This window comes from Haloparvum alkalitolerans, from assembly GCF_050122995.1.
Taxonomy (GTDB): Archaea; Halobacteriota; Halobacteria; order Halobacteriales; family Haloferacaceae; genus Haloparvum; species Haloparvum alkalitolerans.
The window spans coordinates 1-1,346 of the sequence record NZ_JBNLIA010000027.1; the positions used below are offsets into that span (position 1 = coordinate 1).

Sequence of the window (1,346 nt, forward strand, 5' to 3'; positions counted from 1 at the left end):
ACTACCGTGTATACGTGCGATCCAGCTACCGCCTGAACCCAATACCGAACCGTGGCATGAGTGTGGCTCGGTCTGTTAGTGCTCGTGGACTACAACGCCTCGTTGCCTTAGCGCGTACATCCCGAGTCTATCTAACTCGTCTTCTACGAGTGACCTCCGCGGTGCCTCGTTTCCATGTGGGTTTCGAGCTTAGATGCGTTCAGCTCTTACCCCGTGTCGCGTGGCTACCCGGCATTGCTCTTCCGAACAACCGGTACACCAGTGGCGACCAAACGTAGTTCCTCTCGTACTATACGTTCGTTCACGTCAGGCACCTTCAACACCCCCAATAGATAGCAGCCGACCTGTCTCACGACGGTCTAAACCCAGCTCACGACCTCCTTTAATAGGCGAACAACCTCACCCTTGCCCGCTTCTGCACGGGCAGGATGGAGGGAACCGACATCGAGGTAGCAAGCCACTCGGTCGATATGTGCTCTTGCGAGTGACGACTCTGTTATCCCTAAGGTAGCTTTTCTGTCATCTACGGGTCCCATTCCGGAACCTCGTAGGTTCGCTAGACCACGCTCTCGCGTCAGCGTCGCTCGTTGGGAACGACACTGTCAGACCATCTTTTGCTCTTGCACTCTTCGCCGGATTCCCGACCCGGCTGAGATGATCTTCGGGCGCGCTCGATATCTTTTCGAGCGCGTACCGCCCCAGTCAAACTGCCCGGCTACCGGTGTCCTCCGCCAGGAGTGAGAGTCGCAGTCACCGACGGGTAGTATTTCACTGATGCCTCGGTGGCCCGCTAGCGCGGGTACCTGTGTAACGGCTCCTACCTATGCTGCACATCGGCGACCACGTCTCAGCGACAGCCTGCAGTAAAGCTCTATAGGGTCTTCGCTTCCCCTTGGGGGTCTCCAGACTCCGCACTGGAACGTACAGTTCACCGGGTCCAACGTTGGGACAGTGGCACTCTCGTTTATCCATTCATGCAAGCCGCTACTGAAGCGGCAAGGTACTACGCTACCTTAAGAGGGTCATAGTTACCCCCGCCGTTGACGGGTCCTTCGTCCAATTGTACTTGGTGTTCAGATACCCGCACTGGGCAGGATTCAGTGACCGTACGAGTCCTTGCGGATTTGCGGTCACCTGTGTTGTTACTAGACAGTCGGAGCGCCCGAGTCACTGCGATCTGCTCCGCTGAGAGCAGACATCCCTTCTTCCGAAGGTACGGGACTAACTTGCCGAATTCCCTAACGTCGGTTCTCCCGACAGGCCGTGGCTTTCGCTGCCAGAGCACCTGTGTCGGATCTCGGTACGGTCGTCACACTTGCCTTTTCACGGGCCCTAGGTACCGTTGA

1 rRNA gene is annotated in these 1,346 nt (G+C 57.1%); it reads right to left on the minus strand.

Going from position 1 to position 1,346, the window contains the following annotated elements:
- Positions 1–55: 55 nt before the first annotated feature.
- A 23S ribosomal RNA gene (locus ACQE3L_RS15420) occupies positions 56–1,346 on the minus strand; the annotation flags it as partial.